The 20,351-nt window shown below is 48.0% G+C and carries 15 protein-coding genes; 11 read left to right on the forward strand and 4 right to left on the reverse strand.

All coding sequences use genetic code 11. From position 1 onward, the window contains the following. The first annotated feature begins 54 nt into the window (after positions 1–54). The 7 genes from FCL48_RS21205 to FCL48_RS21235 all read left to right on the forward strand — a co-directional run bounded on the left by FCL48_RS21205 (position 55) and on the right by FCL48_RS21235 (position 11,222). Positions 55–1,344 carry a thiolase family protein gene (locus tag FCL48_RS21205; RefSeq protein WP_136875431.1) on the forward strand — a complete coding sequence of 430 codons (1,290 nt, stop codon included), beginning with the start codon at positions 55–57 and terminating at the stop codon, positions 1,342–1,344. 226 nt (positions 1,345–1,570) lie between these two features. Next, positions 1,571–2,419, forward strand: coding sequence for a 3-hydroxybutyryl-CoA dehydrogenase (locus FCL48_RS21210; protein ID WP_136875433.1), 849 nt, complete (start codon positions 1,571–1,573; stop codon positions 2,417–2,419). Between the two features lie 69 nt (positions 2,420–2,488). Beyond that, positions 2,489–3,634 (forward strand): acyl-CoA dehydrogenase, encoded by a 1,146-nt coding sequence (locus FCL48_RS21215; protein WP_136875435.1) that lies wholly within the window; start codon positions 2,489–2,491, stop codon positions 3,632–3,634. A 74-nt stretch (positions 3,635–3,708) separates the two neighbouring features. Then, positions 3,709–5,697, forward strand: a complete 1,989-nt coding sequence (locus tag FCL48_RS21220; protein ID WP_136875437.1) for a heterodisulfide reductase-related iron-sulfur binding cluster — start codon at positions 3,709–3,711, stop codon at positions 5,695–5,697. Positions 5,698–5,999: 302 nt separating this feature from the next. Then, the gene (locus tag FCL48_RS21225; RefSeq protein WP_136875469.1) at positions 6,000–8,003 is read left to right on the forward strand and encodes an acyl CoA:acetate/3-ketoacid CoA transferase; all 2,004 of its coding nucleotides are present in this window, start codon (positions 6,000–6,002) and stop codon (positions 8,001–8,003) included. A gap of 345 nt (positions 8,004–8,348) precedes the next feature. Then, positions 8,349–10,541 carry a cache domain-containing protein gene (locus FCL48_RS21230; RefSeq protein WP_169309314.1) on the forward strand — a complete coding sequence of 731 codons (2,193 nt, stop codon included), beginning with the start codon at positions 8,349–8,351 and terminating at the stop codon, positions 10,539–10,541. A gap of 21 nt (positions 10,542–10,562) precedes the next feature. After that, positions 10,563–11,222, forward strand: coding sequence for a response regulator transcription factor (locus FCL48_RS21235; RefSeq protein ID WP_136875441.1), 660 nt, complete (start codon positions 10,563–10,565; stop codon positions 11,220–11,222). A 110-nt stretch (positions 11,223–11,332) separates the two neighbouring features. Here the strand turns inward: FCL48_RS21235 and FCL48_RS21240 are convergent, their stop codons facing one another. Further along, on the reverse strand, positions 11,333–12,367 hold the full coding sequence (locus tag FCL48_RS21240; RefSeq protein ID WP_136875471.1) for a DctP family TRAP transporter solute-binding subunit: 1,035 nt from the start codon (positions 12,365–12,367) through the stop codon (positions 11,333–11,335). A gap of 245 nt (positions 12,368–12,612) precedes the next feature. Here FCL48_RS21240 and FCL48_RS21245 point away from each other — a divergent pair, with 245 nt between their 5' ends. From FCL48_RS21245 to FCL48_RS25705, 4 genes are all read left to right on the forward strand, one after another. Then, positions 12,613–13,497, forward strand: a complete 885-nt coding sequence (locus tag FCL48_RS21245; RefSeq protein ID WP_136875443.1) for a LysR substrate-binding domain-containing protein — start codon at positions 12,613–12,615, stop codon at positions 13,495–13,497. 228 nt (positions 13,498–13,725) lie between these two features. Beyond that, positions 13,726–14,241, forward strand: coding sequence for a flavodoxin family protein (locus tag FCL48_RS21250; protein WP_136875445.1), 516 nt, complete (start codon positions 13,726–13,728; stop codon positions 14,239–14,241). 550 nt (positions 14,242–14,791) lie between these two features. Further along, a complete protein-coding gene (locus tag FCL48_RS21255) occupies positions 14,792–15,355 on the forward strand; it encodes a DUF1638 domain-containing protein (protein ID WP_136875447.1) in 564 nt (187 codons plus the stop codon). A 240-nt stretch (positions 15,356–15,595) separates the two neighbouring features. After that, positions 15,596–15,724: a hypothetical protein gene (locus tag FCL48_RS25705; RefSeq protein WP_256374305.1), complete on the forward strand. Its 129-nt coding sequence runs from the start codon at positions 15,596–15,598 to the stop codon at positions 15,722–15,724. Positions 15,725–16,045: 321 nt separating this feature from the next. Here FCL48_RS25705 and FCL48_RS21260 read toward each other — a convergent pair whose 3' ends face one another. The 3 genes from FCL48_RS21260 to dsrA form a co-directional block, all read right to left on the reverse strand. Continuing rightward, a complete protein-coding gene (locus FCL48_RS21260) occupies positions 16,046–17,788 on the reverse strand; it encodes an NAD(P)-binding protein (RefSeq protein ID WP_136875449.1) in 1,743 nt (580 codons plus the stop codon). Positions 17,789–17,876: 88 nt separating this feature from the next. Next, a complete protein-coding gene (gene dsrB, locus FCL48_RS21265) occupies positions 17,877–18,953 on the reverse strand; it encodes a dissimilatory-type sulfite reductase subunit beta (RefSeq protein WP_205747795.1) in 1,077 nt (358 codons plus the stop codon). A 20-nt stretch (positions 18,954–18,973) separates the two neighbouring features. After that, the gene (gene dsrA, locus FCL48_RS21270) at positions 18,974–20,212 is read right to left on the reverse strand and encodes a dissimilatory-type sulfite reductase subunit alpha (RefSeq protein ID WP_136875451.1); all 1,239 of its coding nucleotides are present in this window, start codon (positions 20,210–20,212) and stop codon (positions 18,974–18,976) included. Positions 20,213–20,351: the final 139 nt, after the last annotated feature.

The following is a 20,351-nucleotide window of genomic DNA, read 5'->3' on the forward strand; positions in this document are numbered from 1 at the left end:
CAAGTGTGATGCAAGAGCGTCATCTCGATCAACCCTTACTGGAGCGATAAGCATATGAATAAAGTTGTTATTGTCAGTGGATGCAGGACGGCTGTAGGTGCGTTTGGCGGTACTTTGAAAGATGTACCGGTCGTTGACCTGGGGGCTTTGGTCCTGCGCAACACTCTAGAAAAAGTTAGCCTGCGGCCGGCAAAGGGCAGTGATTTCAACCAGACTGTACCCAAAAAACTGGCCAACCAGGAAGAACTTGCCATGGAGAACAGGTACGCTAACTGGGATACAGCGGCAAGAGAGATTGCCATAGACGAGGTCATCATGGGCAATGTCCTGCAGGCCGGACAGGGGCAGAATCCTGCGCGGCAGGCCATGATCAGAGCGGGAATATGTAAGGAAACTCCTGCATTTGGTGTCAATAAAGTGTGTGGCTCGGGACTGAAAGCGATCGCTCTTGCGGCCCAGTCGATCATGACCGGGCAGGCGGATGTAGTGCTGGCCGGTGGTCAGGAGAATATGAGCCAGGCACCGATGGCAATGAGTAAAGCGCGCTGGGGCTACCGTATGGAACTCACGGGGGTTGGCGAGGTCCTTGATCTGATGGTCTATGATGCCCTGTATGAAATATTCTATGGTTACCATATGGGGGTTACCGCCGAAAATATTGCCGGGAAATACAATATCAGTCGTGAAGATCAGGACCGACTGGCCTGTCTCAGTCATACCAGGGCAATGGAGGGGATTAACAAAGGATATTTTGCCGAGGAAATTGTTCCGGTGAAGGTGACGTCCCGCAAGGGGGAAATCGTCGTTGACCGTGATGAACGACCAATGGCCACCGACATGGAAAAACTTGCCAGGCTCAGGCCGGTATTTGCTGAAAATGGAACCGTTACTGCGGGCAACGCCTCCGGTATCAACGACGGCGCAGCAGCGGTGCTGCTGATGAGTGAGGAAAAGGCCCGGCAGCTTGATCTGAAACCGCTCCTGACCATTGAGAGTTTCGCCTCCGGGGGACTTGATCCGGCGTTCATGGGCCTTGGTCCAGTTCCGGCAATCAATCGTGCTCTGAAACAGGCAAAAATGACCATTGGCGATATCGAGCTGATTGAACTGAATGAGGCTTTTGCCTCCCAGGCGATCGGTTGCATGCTTGAGCTTGGCATTGACATTGAAAAACCAAACCAGCTCGGCAGTGCAATCTCCATGGGCCATCCTGTTGGTTGCACCGGGGCCAGGCAGATGATCACCACGATCAGCCAGATGCAGCGCAACAACTACGCAACCGGGCTGATCAGCATGTGTATTGGCGGTGGCATGGGTATGGCCATGGTGGTGAGCAATAAGTGATGGCGTCGAAAAATCCTTCATCTGCTTCGTTGCTGCACAATATTTCTCATTACGACGTACGTTAGTACGCCGAAATAAAAGATATTTTGCGCGCCTCGCATATGCAGTTTTTTACATAACCATCTTGTAGTTAGGCTTTTTGCGAGTTCATCGTAATTCAGAATCCAGACAGGGCGGGATAAACAGAACGATTTTGGCTCGCCGAAAACAAATAGAGGAGCAGATCATGCAGGTAAATACATTTGGTGTTATCGGGGCAGGTCAGATGGGCGGGGGGATAGCCCAGGTTGCAGCAGCAAGCGGGATGCAGGTTATTCTTCATGATATATCCACTGAATTCGTTGAGCGGGGGATGGCGGCAATAACTAAAAACCTGCGCCGCAGTGCGGAAAAAGGAAAAATATCCGACAGTGAAGTGCGGAGTATTCTTGGCCGGATTACCCCCAGTACCGATATGACTAAAATGCAATCGGCTGACTTTGTGGTTGAAGCTGCTTCTGAAAATCAGGAGATAAAATTCAAGATTTTTTGCCAGCTCGACGAAGTCTGTCCCCCCCATGCGATTCTCTCCTCCAACACTTCTTCTATTCCAATTGGTCGTATTGCCTCCCGGACGAGAAGATCTGAAAAGGTGATCGGCATGCATTTCATGAATCCGGTGCCGGTGATGAAACTGGTTGAGGTTATCCGGGCCCTTTCCACCTCCGATGAGACCTACCGGACAACCGTAGAACTTGCCGAAAAAATGGGAAAAACTCCAGCAGTCGCCAGTGATTTCCCCGGTTTTATTGCCAACAGAATTCTGCTGCCGATGATCAATGAGGCCATATTCTGCCTCTTTCAAGGCGTTGGTAGCAAGGAGTCCATCGACACGGTGATGAAGCTTGGCATGAACCATCCCATGGGGCCTCTGGAACTTGCAGATCTTATTGGTCTTGATACGTGTCTGGCGATTCTGACTACCCTGCACCAGGGCATTGGCGATCCGAAATATCGCCCCTGTCCTCTGCTTCGCCAATACGTTGAGTCCGGCTGGCTGGGTCGAAAAAGCGGCAGAGGATTTTATCAATATTGATGGGATTGTAGGAACATGAACCACTAAAGTAATAGATAGAGCCAAACACCAACCAATGGGAGCAATACGATGAACTTTGAATTGACCGAAGAACAGAATCTCATCCGCGACATGGTAAGAACTTTTGCCGAGACAGAGCTCGCACCATCGGCGGACGAGCGTGATGAGCAGGAGCTTTTTGACCGTGACCTGATGTTTGCAAGACTTGCCGACCTTGGCTTGACAGGCATCGTTTTTCCTGAGGAATATGGGGGAGCAGGAGCTGATTATATCAGCTATGCGATCGCGGTGGAAGAGTTGTCGAGGGTATGCGCCTCAACCGGGGTAACGCTGTCTGCCCACCTCTCACTCGGCTCTAATCCCATCAATCTTTTCGGTACCTACGAACAGAAAAAGAAATTTCTTACGCCACTGGCCACAGGTGAGGCCATGGGTGCTTTCGGGCTGACCGAGCCTTCCGCAGGCTCTGATGCCGGGGGAACGAGAACAACCGCTATGCGAGAAGGTGGGAACTGGCTTGTCAACGGCAGTAAAATTTTTATAACCAACGCCGGAGAGGCGGAAACCTATATCGTTTTTGCCAGGACAGACAAAAATGCCGAGAAGCATCACGGGATCAGTGCCTTTATCGTTGAGAAAGGGACTCCAGGATTCAGTTTCGGCAAAAAAGAGAAAAAAATGGGTATCCGCTCATCGCCAACCATGGAGCTGGTCTTTGAAAATTGCCAGGTGCCGCTGGAAAATTTACTGGGCGAAGAAGGCAAAGGCTTCAAGGTCGCCATGAAAACCCTGGATGGCGGGCGGATCGGTATTGCTTCTCAGGCCCTTGGCATTGCCCAGGGCGCACTCGATGCCACTGTTAAATATGTCACCGACAGAGAGCAGTTCAATAAACCGCTCAGCGCCTTTCAGGGGGTCCAGTTTCAATTGGCCGATATGGCAACCCAGGTCGAAGCGGCAAGGCTACTGGTCTATAACGCAGCCTACCGTGCCAGCAACGGCCTGTCTTACTCCCAGGAGTCGGCCATGGCCAAACTTTTTGCCAGTGAAACCGCAATGAAGATTACAACTCAGGCTGTGCAGTTGCATGGTGGCTACGGCTATACCCGCGATTTCCCCGTAGAGAGAATGATGCGTGATGCGAAGATTACCGAGATTTACGAGGGTACAAGTGAGGTTCAGCGTATTGTTATCGGTGCGGGTCTGACCCGTTAAGAAAAGAAAAGGAATGGCTTTGAGCCGTTCCTTTTCTTTACAAAAACTTGCACGTAAAAAATCCGGAGACCGTAATGGAATTCACCCGTGAAATTTACTGGAATGTGGGTCATGGGCTAACGACACTCGCACCCATGTATCTGTTGGCCCTTGCGGCTGTCTCTGTTCTTGTGTATGGCACTCTACAGCGCATCAGGATCTATAGGCTGGGTCAGCCCATAAAGCGAAGCGATCAACCGGCAGCCAGGCTGGCGGCAATGGTGCGCAACGTGTTGCTCCAGACCCGGGTATTGCGAGTGAAGGGGCCGGGAGTTGCCCACGCCATTTTTTTCTGGGGATTTGTGGCGCTTTTTATCGGTACGTCGCTCATCGTGGTCCAGGCTGATTTTACCGACCTGCTTTTTGATTTTGTCTTCCTCAAAGGTACCTTTTATAAGATCTTCAGTATTGTTCTGGATATCGCAGGCGGCGCGGCAATCCTGATGTTGTCCGGTCTGCTGGTGCGACGTTGGATCGTCCGGCCTCCGGGACTTGAGACCAGGCGTGATGATGTCATCATGCACTCGCTTTTGTTTACAATCCTGCTGACCGGTTTTTTGATAGAGGGAGCGAGAATGGCAGTGACCGAAATGAACACTCCTCTTTCGTACTGGTCGCCGCTTGGGCTGGTGGTTGCAAAAGGACTGAGCGGCGGTATGACTGAACAGTCTCTCCTCACCTTGCACAGGGGGCTCTGGTGGCTCCATCTGCTCCTGGCGATGCTGTTTATCTCTTTGATTCCGTACACCAAATTTCGACACATATTGACCACGAGTCTGAACTGTTTTTTTGCTGACCGTGGTCCCGTCGGCAAACTTGCCACCGTTGATCTGGAGAATGAAGAGATCGAGAACTTTGGCGCCCGGCAGGTAACCGAGCTGAGCTGGAAGGATATCTTTGACAGCGACGCCTGTACGCTCTGTAAGCGTTGTCAGGACAGGTGCCCGGCATTTGCCACGGACAAACCTCTTTCCCCGATGAAGCTTATCAATCGAATAGGCGAGATCGCCGCGACCAATCCGGCAATGGATCTTATCGATGCCGTGGTAAAAGATGCCATCTGGTCCTGTACGACCTGCCGTGCCTGTCAGGATATATGTCCGGCTTCGATTGAACATGTCAACAAGATCATCGAAATGCGGCGTAACCTGGTGCTGATGGAGGGAGAATTTCCCGGCGAGGAAGTCATGGCCGCCATGGAGCAGGTTGAAGTGAACGGCAATCCATTGGGGATGGGCTATGCGGCCCGGGGTGATTGGGCGGAGGGTTTGAATGTGCCCAGCCTTGCCGATGATCCTCATGTCGATGTTCTTTATTTTGTTGGCTGCTACGCAAGTTTTGACAAGCGCAACATGAAAGTTGCCAGGGATTTCGTCACCCTGTGCCATGCCGCTGGTATTAAAGTCGGCATTCTTGGCAAGGAAGAAAAGTGTTGCGGTGAACCGGTACGTAAGATGGGCAACGAATATCTCTATCAGACTCTGGCTGTGGAAAATATCGAGGCCCTGCAAAGATATGGCGTTACGAAAATCGTCACGTCCTGCCCGCACTGTTTCAACACCTTAGCAAAAGACTACCGGGATCTTGGCCTGACCGTCCACGTTGAATCCCATGCAGTTTTCCTGGCCGGGCTGGTACAAGAAGGCAAATTACCACTCAGGCCGGAGAGCTTTGACTGTACCTATCATGATTCCTGCTATCTCGGCCGGCATAACGGTATCTATGCAGCGCCTCGACAGCTGATAAAAGCGGCGGGGGGCCATCTCGTCGAAATGGCGAAAAACCGCGACCAGGCATTTTGCTGCAGTGCCGGGGGCGGCAGGATTCTGGCTGAGGAGAAACTCGGTACGAGGATTAGTATTAAAAGGGTGGAAATGGCCGCTGCGACCGGCGCGCAGACACTGCTTTCCAACTGTCCGTTCTGCCTGACCATGTTTGAAGATGGGGTGAAAGGGGCAAATGTCGAGGAGAGTCTAAGGCCCCGGGATATTACTGAGATCCTGGTTGAGCGCCTCTCCGGCTGATTGGGCCGGAGGCTTTCAGCGGATAACATCCATTGCTTTATGGAAAAAAGCATGAAAATTCCTGTGGGTATTAAACAGGTTCGGGATATGGAATCGAAATTTAAGGATGGATGCAGATGGCGTCTGGTATGACAGAAACGACGTTACCGTGCTCTGTAGTGGAACCGGTCAGGTCAGGGAGACCATGAAAGAAGCCTGCCGGCGCTGTAAAGATTGGTAGTACGTGTCAAGGGAACCTTTCTAGATTAAACCTATTGCTATGCTCCGGTATTCCTGGAGTATGATGGAGAGTCTCAATGCCGATGGAAAAGCCTTTTACGCAAACCAGGACATTTAAAACCCTGCTCAACCAGTTCCAGACAACCTATACCAAGAAGGATAAAATTGTTTCTGCGGAAGAGGCCGTTCGCATGATCAGGGACAACGACACTATCGCAGTTGGCGGTTTTGCAAGTGTCGGGGTATGTGAGGAGATCGCCGCTGCACTGGAGCAATACTATCTCGAGACAGGGGCCCCAAAAGACCTGACCCTGATGTTCGCGGTTGCCACCGGGCCCGGTAACGACACCAATAAAGGCCTTAATCATCTGGCCCACGAAGGACTCATAAAACGTATTATCGGCGGTCACTGGGGATTGGCTCCGAAAATTCAGAAGTTGGTCGTGGAAAATAAGGTGGTGGCTTATAACCTGCCTCAGGGCATTATCAGTCATATGTATCGCAACATTGCTTCGCAGAAATCCGGTATATTCTCCGATGTCGGCCTGGGAACCTTTGTCGATCCCCGCAACGGTGGCGGCAAGCTCAACGAGAAGACCACGGAGAATATCGTCCGGCTCATGGAGATCGATGGCAAAGAATATCTTTATTATAAAACCCTGCCGATCAATATAGCGGTTATCCGGGGAACCACAGCCGACACCAATGGCAATATCACTATGGAGAAAGAGGCCCTGACCTTAGAGTCCCTTTCCATTGCCATGGCCGCAAGAAATTCCGGTGGACTGGTCATAGCTCAGGTTGAGCGGGTGTGTCGGGCTGGGACCCTTAATTCACGGCAGGTCAAGATTCCCGGTATCCTTGTTGACTGCGTGGTGGTGGCTCGTCCTGAAAACCACTGGCAGACATTGGGGGAACCCTACAATCCTGCCTTCAGTGGGGAAATGGAGGTTCCCATGGACGCGATTCCAGCCATGGAACTGTGTTGTCGAAAGGTTATTGCCAGACGCGCCGCTTTTGAGATCAAACCAAACTGTGTGGTCAATCTCGGCATCGGGGTACCGGAAGGCATTGCCAGCGTGGCCAACGAGGAGCAGATCCTCGATTTTATGACCATGACGGCCGAACCCGGAGTCATAGGTGGGCTTCCGGCCGGGGGAGGCAATTTCGGGGCCGCCACCAACGCCACTGCCGTCATTGATCAGCCATATCAATTCGATTTTTATAACGGTGGGGGCGTGGACGTGGCCTTTCTGGGCATGGCCGAAGCTGACCGGGCCGGGAATGTCAACGTGAGCAAGTTTGGCAAGAAATTGTCCGGGGCCGGGGGATTCATTAATATCAGCCAGAATTCCAAAAAGGTCGTGTTCATGGGCACATTCACCGCCGGGGGGATGAAATATGAGATCGATGACGGCCGCCTTATTATCAAAGAAGAGGGGCGTCTGAGAAAATTCGTTGATAAGGTGAATCATATTACTTTCAGCGGTTCTTATGGAGCAAAGTCAAAGAGGAAGATACTCTATATTACGGAACGATGCGTCTTTGAGTTGGGAACAGAGGGGCCTGAACTGATTGAAATCGCCCCCGGCCTGGATCTTCAGAAAGACATTCTCGATCATATGGATTTCAAACCTGTCATCCGTGAGCCGCTTAAACGGATGGACGCGCGCATTTTTAAACCCGCTAAAATGGAGTTGAAGGATGATCTTCTGAATATTTCGGTCGAAGACCGGATCACCTTTGATCACGATACCGAAACTCTGTTTGCTAATCTTGCAGGATATAAGGTCAAATCCATCGATGATGTCAATGCAATCGGGGATACCATTGCCCGTCTTCTCAAACCCCTGGGGAGAAAGGTCCCCGCCATCGGCAACTACGATCAGTTTGTCATCGATGCCGACCTGATTGATGAATATGCAGCGATGCAGCAGACGCTGGTAGAGAATTATTTTTCCAAGGTCAGCCGATATACCACCAGTGCCTTTCTCAGGATGAAGCTGGGCGATGCCCTGGAAAAACGCGGTGTACCGCCGCATATCTATGAAAGCCCGGAGGAGGCCCACGGTTTTCTGAAAAATTGAATCGAGAAAATTTTCGTTGAAGATTAACATCCCCAAAACAAGCAGAAAGGCTCAGCCCGGTGGATGGGAACAAAGCCGGGACTTTTTTTAGTATTCGCTTGTCGGGTGCTCAGTTCAGCACCCTTTGAGAGGTACATGTCTTGCCGGTTGTTTTCTTGAATAAATGCAAAGAAAACAACCGGTCCGGTACTAACTCTTCTCCTGTTCTCCGATTTTTGTTACTAGTGAGTCTCCAACCATCTCCAACTTTGCACAAGTTTGTCCCAAGTCATAGCAATAGAATGCAACTGAGACATGGGTGATGGATTGAACAGAATCGTATCATCTGGAAAAAATGGAGAGGATATGTTTGCCGGAACACGGATTCGCCACAAGCTTCTTTTCTACTATTCGCTTTTGTTCACCCTTTCCCTGTCTATAGGCTTTGCAACTGTCTATGTTATTACCCGCGATACCATAGAAAAGAATATTGAAAGTGAATTACACAACACCTCAACCACAATCTACAACCTTGTAACGACGTCTCTGACTGTTTCCATTAAGAATTATCTGCGCAGCGCCGCTGAAAAAAATCTCCAGATTATCGAATCACTCTATCAGGATTACAAGAGTGGGTTACTTACGGAACAGGAAGCCAAAGAGAGGGCCAGGCGGGTGTTGCTGAGTCAGACTATTGGAGAATCAGGATATATATACTGTCTCAACAGCAGTGGCATCGTCGTTGTTCATCCGCAAAAATCCCTGCTGCAGACGGATGTTTCAGAATATTCCTTCGTCAGAGACCTGTTAGTGAAAGAGCGTGGCTATCTTGAATATGACTGGAAAAACCCCGATGAGCCCAAGAGCCGTCCTAAAGCCCTTTATATGATCCATTTCACACCATGGGACTGGTTGATTTCAGTTTCCTCTTATCGCGAGGAGTTTAAGGGGCTGGTCAATGTTGATGACTTCAGGCAAAGCGTTCTTGATGTGAAGTTTGGCCAAACAGGCTATGCCTTTGTGATGAACAATGAAGGCACAGCGATTATTCATCCTCAACTTGAAGGCGTCAATATCCTGAGAGTGGAAGGATTGCCAAATGAATATCTTGGCTCCATCCTTACCCAGAAAAACGGCAGGGTGGTCTATTCCTGGAAGAATCCGGGGGAAACCGAGCCGCGTTCCAAGCTATGTTACTTCAGCTACATAGAAGATTATGACTGGATCGTCGGAGCGGCCAGTTATCAGGAGGAATTCTATGGACCGCTTCAAACCATTCGAACCCTGGTTATGGTTACATTCATTATCACCATGTTGTTGGTTCTGACGCTCACCTTTAAGATCAGTGACTCGATTACCAGTCCTTTACGCAATTTAATGGAAAAATTCACCGATGCCAGTAAAGGTGATTTCAGCCTGCGGATGGCGGTAACTTCAAAAGACGAGCTTGGTCAGCTGGCCATGTTTTTCAACAGGTTTATGGAACAGCTGGGCGATTACAGCAGTAATTTGAAGCAGCAGATTCAGGTCCGGCAGGAAGCGGAAAACAGCCTCAGGGAAAGTGAAGAACGTTATCGTTCGGTAATGGAAGCTGCCGCTGATCCTATTGTTATCTATGACATGGAAGGCGGTGTGACGTATTTTAACCCTGCATTTAGTACTGTCTTTGGCTGGAGCCTTGAGGAATGTCTCGGCAACAAACTGGACCATTTTGTACCAGTGGAAAATTGGCCGGAAACAGAGTTGATGATCAATACTATCCGGGAGGGAACGGTCCTGCCGGCTACAGAAACAAAACGATATACCAGGACTGGTGAGATCCGCAATGTCAGCATCAGTGGTGCCGCCTTTCGGGACCACCTTCATCAGTTTGCCGGCAGTGTGGTCATTCTCCGTGATATTACTGAAACCAAAAGACTGACCAGACAGTTAATGGATATTGGTGACAATGTCCGCCAGACCATCGGTCAGGATCTCCATGATGATCTTTGTCCACATCTCATTGGAATTGGTGGACTTATCTCGGCTTTAAAAGCGACCATTAAAAAAAATAATGGTGACGGGGAACGTCTGGCTGAAAAAATTGTCGACCTGATAGGGGAAGCAGCCTCTAAGGCACGTGACTTGGCAAGAGGACTCTGTCCGGTCCATCTGGTGGCGTATGGGCTGCAGTCGGCGCTCAACGAAATTGCGGAAAAGACGCAGTTGGCGACTGCTATCCATTGTACCTTCAGTGGTGATCCTTCCTTGAAGTTTCACGATAACACCCTGGCGACACATCTCTATTATATCGTCCAGGAAGCAGTTAATAACGCGGTAAAACACTCAGATGCATCATCTATTGATATATCACTTGAACAAAAAGATGAATATATTCATCTCTGGATTATTGATGACGGTCGAGGTATAGATGATAAACAGAAAGGAAAAGGGATTGGCCTGCAGATTATGAAATACCGGGTTCTGGTTATTGGCGCTTTTCTCGAAATCACCGGGAAGAGTGAAAGTGGAACGATCATCCATGTCTTCATGAAAAAAACGGAAAGTATACACCACTAAAATGTACAGCGGAGAGAACGGATGGCCCCGCAAAAAAAACATAAGATACTTATTGTTGATGATCACCCCATTTTCTGTCTTGGAATGAGTGAGCTGATCAACACGGAAGAGGATCTCCTGGTATGCGGCAGTGTCGAGTCGATAAGAAAAACCGGCGAGGCTATAGACCGTTTACAACCCGACCTGGTTGTTGTCGACATTTCCTTGAAAGACGGCAACGGCATTGATCTCGTACAGGAAATAAAAAAAAACTATGGTCTGCCTATGTTGGTGCTTTCCATGTATGACGAATCTCTTTACGCGGAGAGAGCACTTATGGCCGGGGCCAGTGGTTATATCATGAAACAAGAGGCAATCCCTCTCGTGGTTGAGGCCATCCGCTGCGTTCTGAAAGGCGACATCTACGCCAGCTCTACAGTGAAGGAGAAGGTGTTTAAGCGCATCACCAGCCAGCAGAATGTTGACAGCAGGTCTCCCCTGGATGTTCTCACCAACCGTGAACTCGAGGTGCTTCGATTGATCGGGGAGGGCTTTTCCACCAAGGAAATTGCCGATCGTCTCCACCTCAGCATCAAAACAATTGGTACCTACCGTGAAAACCTCAAAGAAAAATTACAGCTCAAGCATTTCACCGGTCTGGTCAAATTCGCCGTGCACTGGTCTAATAAAATACTGCACTAAGTCCGGTTCACAGAGCAAAAACCGGGACAGCTCTTGTTGCAGCAGACAAATGGAACATTGTTTCGCTTGTCATGTGAGCAACTTTTGAGTGATGTCGTGCCCTGACAATATCAGATACCGTTGGTTTCTGGATTCCGAGCAAAGTTGTTCGGCTGATTCGATTGGTAAGCTGCTTCAATCAGCTTTCTTCCTATTTCACCCTCAAATTCCTGCCAGACAGATTTCATGGTGTTCTTCCACTGCAATCTTTCAATATCAGAAAGCGTTATGATTTCTGTACGATGAGAGGCGGTTATTTTTTGACGTGCATAACTACTGTATTGTTCGGTGAGATTGTTACCAAAAGCAATTGCTTCATGAAGTGCTTGTTGTATTTCCTGTCGGATCGGATCGCTCAGGTTTTGCCAGAAAGCAGTGGAAGTAACCACGAGAAAACTGACGACACCATGATTCGACACTGTAATATAGGGCTGTTCTAGGAATATGTTTTTGGAAAAGATATTTGTCCAGGTATTCTCCTGTCCATCTACGGCATTATCTTGCAGCAGTGTTGAGATTTGTGAAAAAGGCTTTTTTAATGATGTGGCATGAAGAACATTGAATTGAGCTGCCAATACCTGAGAAGGTTGAATTCTAAACCTGAGACCTGCAGCATCGGCAGGAACTTTCAGACGCTTCGTTGCCGATAATATTTTGAGATCATCATTCAAATATCCCAGACCAATTAACCCTTTTTCGTTGAGGGAATGAAGTAATTGCCGACCGTTGGGGGAGGTCTGGAATCTTTCAAGTGCCTGTCGATTGTCGAACAGGAAAGGGAGATCAAACACCTGTATCTCTTTGCTATAGGCACCAAATTTTGAAACTGAAGGTGCAGCCATTTGCACATCGCCCAGTAACATTGCCTCGAGAACAGTGTTATCATCATAAAGTTGACTGTTCGAAAATAGCTCAACCACAACCTTCCCGGTCAAACGTTGAGCGACTAACTCCTTAAATTTTAATGCCATTTGACCTTTCGGAGTGTTCTCATCTGCGACGTGAGAGAATTTTATTACGATCGGTTTTTCTGCGTGAGCAGGTCCTGCAAGTGCATTCATGACAAAAATTGCTATTAGGCTTATTACGCTCATCAGCTTTTGCATCATTTTCACCCTTTCGTTGAGAGAATAGTGAACAAGCTCCACCGCCACATTCCTACAAATCTCCTGGCAGGTTCGATCTTTTTGGTTATACGTACTTTTTCGTTCTGGGTTGTGGTTCGCTGTAAACAGTCATCGTTCTTGCTTCATTTATGCTAAAATAGCATCTGACATATCATAAATAAAATGATATAAATTCATCAAATATATGAACAAAAACGAACAATTTTAGGTAAGATTCTAATTATATGAGAAAACTACCTCCTTTAACAGCAGTCCTCGCATTTGAGGCAGTTGCTCGGCTTGGCAGTGTTCGTGCCGCAGCGGACGAATTGAATGTGACTCAATCATCAATCAGTCATCAGATTGCCAAGATCGAAGACCATTTCCAGGTCAAATTGTTCCACCGGCGCAGCAAACGCCTTTTTCTCACAACGGGAGGGCAGGACTATTTCAAGATGATCGAGCCAGCTCTTGATAGTATCGCTAACGCTACGTATAGCGTGGCAAAGGATGCCAAGCGTGAGACATTAACCGTTTCTGCCCCGCCGAGCTTTATCGTAACCTGGCTACTGCCTCGTATTGACAGGTTCCTGAAAACTCATCCGGATCTTAATTTACGACTTATTGATAAAATGATTCTGGATTTAGAAGACAAGAGTATAGATTGCGCTATTGAATATCGATTTGAGGCTCTGAAGGATGTACAGAGTGCACGTCTTCTCCCGGATGAGGTCGTCGTCCTTGCTGCACCAGATTTATTGCGAAGACATACAATTGTTTCCGTGGACAGTCTGGCAGGTATTCCGCTGATAGAAACAGAGCGACGATTGGTGAGCTGGAATGTGATATTGCAATCATATCCATGGTTCAAGAGACAAAAGATACTTACCTTCAGCTATTCTCTGCATGCTCTCAAGGCCGCCGAACTTGGGTTAGGGGTAGCTCTTGGGAATCGTCATAATGCGAAATGGTATATCGATGAGAACCTCTTATGTGTACCTTTTGAACTTGAAGAGGGAATTGTTCCACCGACTCCGAGATATTTTATTACTTCGATGATGCAAAAGGCCAGTATCCCAAAAGTCGCAGACTTTACTGACTGGATAAGAAGTGAAGCGGACGCGAAGTAATGGCCATATTAGAAAAGAAAGGCCTCTTTTTTTCTTCAACTCTGTAGCAGCTGCTACAGAGTTCTTATGCGACTTCATTTAGGATGTAAATCTATCTTGAAAATAACGGGATAAGTGCAGGCCGGTTTTCAGCATTTTTTAAACCAAAAAACAGACCGCTTGTTTAACGCTATTATCTAATCCAGTGGTCCATTATTAATCGTACGTTCAATAACCGGAGTTTATACTATGAAAGTCTTAATTACATTTTTCAGCCAGAGTGGAAATACGGAAAAGATCGCTAAAGCTATCTGGGAAGAGGCATCTCTGGCGCATGAGGCAGACTGTAAAAAGCTTGAAGACATCACTCCCGGTGATGTGGCTCTATACGACGTGATTTTCATTGGTTCGCCGTTACACTCGGGTAGCCTGACAACACCCGTAAAAGAATGTTTGAGTGTCCTTCAGGCAAGTTCGGGCCAAAAAATGGCTGGTTTCATCACCCATTTCGCCCCAGCCTATCCGGAGCAGGACATGGATGGATTTGCAGAACCCATAAAAGCGGCATGTAAAGAAAAAGGTATTGAATACGTAGGCTGTTTTGACTGCCAGGGAGCTCTTGCGGAATCAATGCACGAACCGGTACAGAAGAAGCTTAATTTATCTGATAAGGCATGGGCAGGTATGGTTAAACAGATGACTGGCCATCCAAATGAGGAGGACGTAGCAAATGCCAAAGCATGTGCAAAAGCGGTTTTGGCTTAATTTCAGGTGATCTTTTTGAAGGGCTAAACGTACTTGTTCCTATTTATCGGCTTCTGGAAGTTATCTACAGATGATAAAGTCATTTGTGTGATTATGATTCCTGCATAACCACTTTGCGATCGGGTCGGCGACCTGATCTCTGGTATTCAACAGGTAAGTGGCAATCTAACTGTTAGTCTTCCTATAAACCGACAAGTATCAGAAAGGATTTTAGCTCCATGTGGTGTTTTTCTTAAATTTGCCGCATGGAGTTTCTTTTGTAAACCTGACAAGTTTCTTTAGCAAATGACAAGATGTGTTGAACTCGTGTTGTTACGGCAAAAGACCACGGCACCTGGAATCTTAACAGATTTGCTGTATAAATGGGGAGGTTCGAGCGAGGAAGAGGTACCTTGGATTTCTTTTGTGGTCAATCAGCAAAATTGAATGTGTGTTATAGTTTTCTCTGGAAAGGCTCATTTCCCATTTATTGAAATTCTTTTTCTTACCACGCTGTTTATCTGCTCAAGCGCATCAGAAAAAGACACTAATTGCAGGATAGGACAATACTATGGTTAAGAAAAAAATAATCGCCTGCCAAGTTTTCGCCGATGAACTTTTGGCTGTTTTACCTGAAGAGTATAGAGGTATTGACATTACCTGGCTCGATCCCGGACTGCATTGGAATTTAGATAAACTCGAAATCACCTTGAAACAGGCCCTACAGGATGCCGCAACAGAAGGAACAAATGCCAGAGTTCTTTTTGGCAATGGCTGTCATCCGGATATGTGCCAGATTATCAATAACCATAGCGGGAAAATTCTTGAGGCCAAAAACTGTCTTGAAGCGTTTTGCGACGAAAGTATAGATGGATTAGAGCAAAATCGCTCAATGATTATAACCCCCGGCTGGGTCCGCTGCTTTCCTAACATGATGGCGGCTGCGGGTTGGGATGAAGTGGATATTCGCCAAAACTTTGGTCGTTATGATCGATTTCTGTTGATGGATACGGGCATCAACCCCCTCTCAGATGAAGAAATACTCGAGTTTTATGATCTGACCCAAGTACCGGTCGAAATACGGCAGATAAGCCTTGATTATTTTCAGGCAAAGCTGAGTGAAGTTCTTGGTTAGCAAGGTGTTAATATTTATAAATATGAACATTAATTACAACAGAATAACAACTAGATAGATCTGGATTGTTTCTGTCTCAAATCAAACGTAAGTGGCGGTTGGAAGGAGAATGCAGGTGGGTATTACAGTATTGGGTTTTTCCGGAAGTCCTCTAAATGACAGTACTACGAATCGCCTTGTAAAGGCAGTACAGGCTGCCGACAGGCATGGAATCGGAATTTATGAAACTCAGCACAATGAATGTCAAATCCTGCCTGCAAAAAATGCGAACCGAATATCGTTTGTAAAGTGGACGAAGAGTTTCTTGAACTTGCAGAAAAAATTAAAACTGCTGAGGTTCTGGTTATCGGCGGTTATAGCCTCAATTGACAGATAGAGAGGTTCACAAAGGTACTTCACCGAAGATTCTGGTCGCTGGGAATCCTTTGTAAAATTGTCAACCGATGCAAAATAATGCGAATGTAGTGCCACTGGAAATATGTAACGGCTGTATATGTTTATATTTTTTAGATATTATTTTTGCTGTGTTAAACATGGGTTAGAGAATAACCGTAGGTTTTCGTTCAAATACTCCCGCTGGTCCAAGATAGCAATGCTGATTACTTGCCACGTTAAAATTTTGTACCTATGGCGGTCGCTCTGTCAATAGCCCTGATTGTCAGCTTGAACGGTCAAAGGTTGGTTCCCATTTCATAGCCCTTCGCCCATTCCCATCTGGATGTAGCCGCAGGGACATGTCAGGGCGCAGATATGGCAGCCAATACACTTTGTATAGTCTGTATACATAACCTGTCCGACCGGATTGTCAGGAAATTCTGAGATTGCGTGCTGGGGGCAGTAAATCATGCACTGGTTACATTCAAAGCACAGACCACAGCTCATACAGCGCAAGGCTTCCGCACGGAACTGTTCTTCTGTTATACCAAAATCGATCTCCAGGTCAATAGTACCATCGAAGCGATTATTTACTGGCATCCAGTGCCGTTCATTGCGTTCTCTCTTTTCGTAATAGCTGAGACGCAATTTTTCTTCGGTGATGATCTCTGAGTAGTTCGGCGGTTGGAAGGGTTTACCTTCCAGCGAAGCCGCTATTCGTTCTGCGGCCAGGCGGCCATGGCCGATAGCCGTGGTTACCCGATCAGGGCTTATGACGTCGCCACCTGCATACATAGATTCGTCAATGGACCAATCTTTGTCAGGCTTGAGCCAGCCGTTAGCACTGACATAGCGTTTGGCATCCTTCCAGTCAGGGCGCTGACTGATTGCCAGAATCAGGGCAGTACATTCGACTATTATATGAGAGTCTTCAACGGGGATTGGCCGCCGCCGGCCGGTTTTGTCTAAGTCTCCGAGTTTCATTTGGGTGCACAACACAGCAACAGCTCGGCCATTTTCGGTTCGGATACCAACCGGGGCGATCAGGTATCGAATCTCAACACCTTCGTCCAAGGCCTCGCTTACTTCTTCCTCTGTGGCCGGCATCTCCACAATGGTTCTCCTGTATAACACCGTGACCTCTGCTCCGAGACGCCGGGCGACGCGGGCAATAACGAGAGCACTATGACCACCACCAACGACAAGCACCTTTGTGCCAAGCTGTACAGGCTCGCCAGAGTTGATCATCCTCAGAAATCTCACTGCGCTGAAGACGTTGGGAGCTTCTTCTCCAGCGACTCCAAGCTGGACTCCCTTATGCGCCCCGATACCAATGAAAATTTTATCAAATTCGGCTGCCAGTTGATCAAGGGATTTATCAATACCGATAACCGTATTGCAGATGATCTTCACTCCTGTCTTGACGATAGCATCAATCTCACCATCCAGAATATTGCGTGGCAGTCGGTAAGGAGGAATGCCATATCGCAACATTCCACCCGGTTGGGCAAAGGCCTCGAATACAGTTGCCTGAAAGCCCCGCCGTGCCAGCTGAAAGGCACAGCTGAGACCGGCCGGACCGGCACCGATTATGGCGATTTTTTTGTCCTTGATCTCTGTTGTAAGTTTTTTATGTCGTAATCCGGCCCTGATGCCATAGTCTCCGATAAACCGCTCAAAGGAACTGATATTGACGGCACCATCATCTTTTTTACTCCGGTTGCATTTAGTTTCACAGGGGTGCGGACAGACCCGACCGCAGACGGCAGGAAAAGGTGTGGTCTTGCTCGCCTCATGCCAGGCAAGTTCGTAGGATTCCTGCCAGCTGCGCTTTCTTTTTTCGCTATGCTGGACCAGGGTGAGCCAGGCGCGAATATCATTGCCGGCAGGGCATCCTGCAGTGCATGAAGGAGTCTGCTTGACATAGATGGGGCATTTGTGGCTATGATCTCCAAAGGCAACGACTTTTTGGATTCCCTGTTCTTCGCTATATTCAGGAAAATGATAGTTTAATGCAGAGTCGAGCAGAGAGTTGGATTCTTTAGGATTTATTTGCATGATTCCGCTCCTTCTTTCGTCCAGTAAAATGCGACCCGCTTAAATCCTTCAATAAGGGGATAGGGCACCATTACAGAAGAATCTCCTCCTAAAACCGCAGATGTGCCGACTGGTTAAAGGTGGTTCTGGCATGACGATAGCTGTCTATCATATCCTTGTCGAAAACCAGCCCGGTTGCTTCAAAAAAATGTTTCCAGCCGACCCGGGCAATCCACTCGCCCATTCGCTCCCAGGGGCGCCCCTCTTTTTTGAAAGCTGCTAAGATTTGGCCGACAACCTGTGTAACTTCCGGCCAGCGCGGTGGGTTATTGGGCAGATTATGAGCAACCAGGCTCATGACAGAGGGTTTAGACCGGGCATTGGAATTTTTACCACCCACCCAGATTGCAAATTTTGAATGTTCCGGGTGATTAATTTCCATTGCCGGACAGGCACCAAAACAGGCTCCGCAGTACATGCATTTATCATTGTCGACAATAAGAGATGGTTTGTCATTGACAACCTCCGGCCGTATTGCCGCAACCGGACAGCGGGCGACAACCTTGGGCATTTCACAGATATTTCCCAGGATCTCGTGATTGATGCGGGGAGGCCGGGTGTGTTTGACAACAATGGCAATGTCTACCTGGCCACCACAGTTAATGGCACAACAGGAAGTTGAAAGCCGCACCTTGCTGGGCATCCGCAAGCTCTTGAAATCGTCAATCAAGCTGTCCATGAGGGCCTTGACCACTCCGGAGGCATCGGTTGCCGGGATATCACAATGCAGCCACCCCTGCGTATGGGCTATTGCAGAAACGCAGGGACCTGCTCCTCCGACAGGCAGGCCAATTGCTGTAAGCTCCTTGATCAACAATTCAACGTTTGTTTCATCTGAGGTCATGAATTCCACATTATTACGAACGGTAAAACGAAGATAGCCATCTGCATATTTGTCTGCTATGTCGCATATCCGTCTGATCAGATCGACCGAATCCTGACGCGGAGTGCCAGCCCTGACCGTGAAAAGGATATCACCGTTTTCGGCAACATGTTTTAAGACTCCGGGTTTAAGCATCTCGTGGTAGTGCCATTTTCCATAATTCTTTCTTACTACCGGATGAAGAGCTTCCTGATAATCACGAGGGCCTGATTCAACAGTTTTCCAGGTTCTTTTTGTATTCATGATCTTCTCCTCTATCCTCATCAATATTCAGACTTGTAGTAAGGATTACTCCGTGGTTGTGTCACCATATCGATTGAGGCTTCCAGGCCTACGCCGTCAAGAAACTGCTTCAACCCGACCCGTTCAATGGTTTCGCCGATGCGCTCGTGATCAAAGCCATTGTCATTCCACCATTCAATGATGGTTTCACTGAGGTGTATGAAGTTCTGGACATCTTCATCTGTTTCCATCTTGTGGAACGGCACGATCATTGTCCCGCCCATTGTGCCTACTTTCAGGACGTTCTTGCCGCCAAGCAGCAGAGTCACTCCTCGTTCTTTGCCAGGAGACAGGGCCTGGGGCATCACGTTAATGCAGTGCATGCAACGGATACAGTTTTTGTTATCAATGACCATTTTCCCTTTTTTTAGTAAGATGGCCCGGGTCGGACAATTATTGATGACAATATTCACCAGGGAATCAATGCTGTTTTTGTCAATCCAGGTTTGTACCGCTGCCGCATCCACCTGGATCGAATCTTTCCACATGCCGATAACCGCCATATCAGAGCGAAAAATGGAGTTGGTGCAGTCGTTGGGGCATCCGGAAAACTTGAATTTGAATTTATAATTATATTGCGGCCGGTGAATTTCACTCACAAAATGGGTTAGTGTTTTGTAATGCAGTTTTAACGTGTCATAACAGGCATGTTCACATCGGGCGGGACCAACACACGAGGCGGCGGACCGCATAGCTGCACCTGCTCCTCCAAGATCCCAACCTGCCTGATTAATCTCATCAAAGCATTCCTGAACTTTAGCCTCTTCAATTCCCTGCAGCATGATATCTCCGGTCTGCCCATGCAGGGCAATTAATCCGGAACCGTGTTTTTCCCAGGTATCGCAGAGATTACGCAACATTTTGGTGTTGTAGTGCAATCCGGGGGCGGGTTGCACACGGAAGGTATGAAACTCGGCAGCCTCTGGAATCTTATCTTTGATCATACTGCGGCGGCCGACAACCCCACTGCCGTAACCGTGAACCGTCACGAGACTTCCCTGCCAGTAGCCTGTCTTGGTCTGATAGGAGTACTCGAGCTGGTCCAGCAAGCCGCGCAGTATTGGTTTTCTGGTACGCTCGGCCAACTCTTTGAGACCGGAAATGAAGCTGGGCCAAAGCCCGTTTTCCAACTCATCGAGCATGGGGGTTGGGTTGAGGAATGTATTTTCTTGAGAGGCGGTTACTTTTTCTGTCTCATTACCGTTATTGGCTTTAATCATATCATTTCTCCTGATTGAGTCATCGGGAACAATTCTATAGTTACCTCAGGGACAAAGCCCCCAAGTAAGCCTGGCGAAATCGGTATTAAATCATTCTTAAGTCACTAACACGACCGTGAGCGGTTGATGCTGGTGGGGC

Origin of the sequence: Desulforhopalus sp. IMCC35007, from assembly GCF_005116575.1 — a bacterium.
Taxonomy (GTDB): domain Bacteria; phylum Desulfobacterota; class Desulfobulbia; order Desulfobulbales; family Desulfocapsaceae; genus Desulforhopalus_A.

What these genes read in the sequence shown, in the direction of transcription:
- FCL48_RS21205 (WP_136875431.1), top strand. Translation starts at nt 55, where the DNA reads ATGAATAAAGTTGTTATTGTCAGTGGATGCAGGACGGCTGTAGGTGCG.
- FCL48_RS21210 (WP_136875433.1), top strand. Translation starts at nt 1,571, where the DNA reads ATGCAGGTAAATACATTTGGTGTTATCGGGGCAGGTCAGATGGGCGGG.
- FCL48_RS21215 (WP_136875435.1), top strand. Translation starts at nt 2,489, where the DNA reads ATGAACTTTGAATTGACCGAAGAACAGAATCTCATCCGCGACATGGTA.
- FCL48_RS21220 (WP_136875437.1), top strand. Translation starts at nt 3,709, where the DNA reads ATGGAATTCACCCGTGAAATTTACTGGAATGTGGGTCATGGGCTAACG.
- FCL48_RS21225 (WP_136875469.1), top strand. Translation starts at nt 6,000, where the DNA reads ATGGAAAAGCCTTTTACGCAAACCAGGACATTTAAAACCCTGCTCAAC.
- FCL48_RS21230 (WP_169309314.1), top strand. Translation starts at nt 8,349, where the DNA reads ATGTTTGCCGGAACACGGATTCGCCACAAGCTTCTTTTCTACTATTCG.
- FCL48_RS21235 (WP_136875441.1), top strand. Translation starts at nt 10,563, where the DNA reads ATGGCCCCGCAAAAAAAACATAAGATACTTATTGTTGATGATCACCCC.
- FCL48_RS21240 (WP_136875471.1), bottom strand. Translation starts at nt 12,367, where the DNA reads ATGCAAAAGCTGATGAGCGTAATAAGCCTAATAGCAATTTTTGTCATG.
- FCL48_RS21245 (WP_136875443.1), top strand. Translation starts at nt 12,613, where the DNA reads ATGAGAAAACTACCTCCTTTAACAGCAGTCCTCGCATTTGAGGCAGTT.
- FCL48_RS21250 (WP_136875445.1), top strand. Translation starts at nt 13,726, where the DNA reads ATGAAAGTCTTAATTACATTTTTCAGCCAGAGTGGAAATACGGAAAAG.
- FCL48_RS21255 (WP_136875447.1), top strand. Translation starts at nt 14,792, where the DNA reads ATGGTTAAGAAAAAAATAATCGCCTGCCAAGTTTTCGCCGATGAACTT.
- FCL48_RS25705 (WP_256374305.1), top strand. Translation starts at nt 15,596, where the DNA reads ATGTCAAATCCTGCCTGCAAAAAATGCGAACCGAATATCGTTTGTAAA.
- FCL48_RS21260 (WP_136875449.1), bottom strand. Translation starts at nt 17,788, where the DNA reads ATGCAAATAAATCCTAAAGAATCCAACTCTCTGCTCGACTCTGCATTA.
- dsrB (WP_205747795.1), bottom strand. Translation starts at nt 18,953, where the DNA reads ATGAATACAAAAAGAACCTGGAAAACTGTTGAATCAGGCCCTCGTGAT.
- dsrA (WP_136875451.1), bottom strand. Translation starts at nt 20,212, where the DNA reads ATGATTAAAGCCAATAACGGTAATGAGACAGAAAAAGTAACCGCCTCT.